The organism is Stenotrophomonas sp. P5_A8 (genome assembly GCF_056400545.1).
This window is the reverse complement of the sequence record NZ_JBFULB010000480.1, coordinates 1-2,075: the sequence shown is the minus strand read 5'-3', so window position 1 is coordinate 2,075 and position 2,075 is coordinate 1. Positions and strand designations below refer to the sequence as shown.

2 protein-coding genes are annotated in these 2,075 nt (G+C 59.1%); one reads left to right on the top strand and one right to left on the bottom strand.

Going from position 1 to position 2,075, the window contains the following annotated elements; all coding sequences use genetic code 11:
- The coding region (locus AC1DQP_RS19820; protein WP_478052343.1) for a TonB-dependent receptor plug domain-containing protein at nt 1–1,008 on the bottom strand (1,008 nt) is incomplete at its 3' end.
- Nucleotides 1,009–1,638: 630 nt separating this feature from the next.
- Here AC1DQP_RS19820 and AC1DQP_RS19815 point away from each other — a divergent pair.
- A partial coding sequence (locus AC1DQP_RS19815) for an alpha/beta fold hydrolase (protein ID WP_478052342.1) occupies nt 1,639–2,075 on the top strand: 437 nt, incomplete at its 3' end.

The following is a 2,075-nucleotide window of genomic DNA, read 5'->3' as shown; positions in this document are numbered from 1 at the left end:
CTTCCAGTTCAGGTCGGTTCGGCCCGACCACGCGCGGGAGTCATTGATCCATACGTTGCGGGGATAGTCGGTGGGGCCGCCCACCAGAACATTCTCCTGGCGGTCACGCGTCCACTCTTCCCTCGAGTGCTGCACAAGGCTGTTCCAGGTAAGTGCGTTGTCTTCGTCGAACTTCCAGTTCAACCTTGGCGCGAGATTGAATGTGGTGGTAGTTCCATTGAAAAGTTCTTTGGTCTTGCGAAGGCTATCGATGCTTCCGTCAGCATCTGATTCGCTGTCCGTTATCAGCGCATGGATGCGACTCTTGGGGCGACTCGCCACTGCGTTCAGCGACCAGGAAAGATTGCCGTGCTTGTCCGACAGCAGCATGCTTGCACTGGGGTACCATTCTCCACCGTCCTTGCCCGCATTGAGCTTCAGGGTGCGCTGCACTGTGCTGCCGTGATTGCGTAGCACCACGTTGATCGTGCCGGCTATTGCCTTGGTGCTGTACTCGGCGACAGCCGTAGGCAGGATCTCGATGCGCTCAATCAGATCCGGGCTGATTGAATCGAGTGAGAAGTCGCTTGAAACGGGGCTGCCGTCGACCAGAATCTGCACATACCCGCCGCCCAATCCACGCATGCGGACACCATCGATGGGTGACACAGTTACGCCGGGTAGCCGACGCATCACGTCACTCAAGTTGTTGTCGTTGTGACGCTCGATCTCCTTGCGACCGAAGACGACGCGGTTGGTAATCTCATAACGCCGCGAGTCGGAATCATTGGGTGCCGTGACATTGACTGCGGACAACTTGGTCGCTGCCTGCGCAGCGGTTGTAGCGGCGCTGTCAGGTGCCCCGGAGGCGGGTATCGCAGTGTCGCTGTTGCCGTCAGCTGCTTGGCCTCGAACGGCTGCCGGCGGGGAGGTCTGACCGCTGACCACCCCGGGTACAACCAATGGCAGCAATGCCAGATAAAGGGCGTGTCGTCGCAATGCAGCACGGGAATGGTTGATTAGTGTCATGGAGTTCAGTTGAGGCGGCAATCGCTACGTATTGGGCAGTGAGGAACGCTCAAGCGGACACGCGCGCGAAATCGCACCTTCTGCGATGCGCGGCCAACTTCGTGTGCTTCAATCTGCGTCGTGAGGGCATGYCGCCCGGACCCTTGCGACGCAAGCCAGTGATGACGGTCACACTGTGCGTTGTTGCGTCGGCTGAGAAGGCAAATCATCCGTGATAATTAGTCCCCGCATCGTGCGAGTGGTAGCGCTTGACTATAAGGCAAGCTACTGGAGGATTGTCAATAGGAAATTCCTGACATTCAGATGCGCCGCCAATAAACTGTGCGGGACTTCAGCTTCGCGATGTTGACGGCCTTCGCCGGCCTCGGATATGGTCGGCACACTTACGGAAGGCTCGGTGCATGGCATCAACTGCCGAGGCGGTTTAAACAGGTTTTGCATGCTGGGGCCACGAGCGGCATCGGGCCTGCAGACTTGCACCTTTCGGAACATTCGTGACGTGAAGAAAAGGACTTCTATGTTGTCAGTCACTGGATCGAGGCGCGTTCCGCTCATCTGGCATGCAGGGGAAGGTGATGTCGGCCTGGGCTCCAGATATTTTCCGAGCGTTCTTCCGGCGCAGGCAGCGTGATGCCATCCCCGTATTCGACGCCGGTACGCCTGTGTTCGAGTAGTTCCCCGCTTCACCTGGAACTGGGCGGCGAGCTGGATGGCTACACGATTGCCTACCGTACCTGGGGGCGCTTGTCTCCTGCCGCCGACAACGCCGTCATAATCTGCCATGCGCTCACTGGCTCGCCGGACGCCGATGACTGGTGGTCGCCGTTGTTCGGCCCGGGATTGGCATTCGATCCGGAGCGCGACTTCATCGTGTGCAGCAATGTTCTGGGTGGTTGCTATGGAAGTACTGGCGCTGCATCGATCGACTGCTTGGGCCAGCGCTATGGCAGGCGATTTCCTGCATTGACCATCCGCGACCAGGTGCGTGCCCAGATGCGCTTGGCCGACGAACTTGGCGTGCGGTCGATCAGCATGGTTGCGGGTGGTTCGATGGGAGGCCTGCAGGC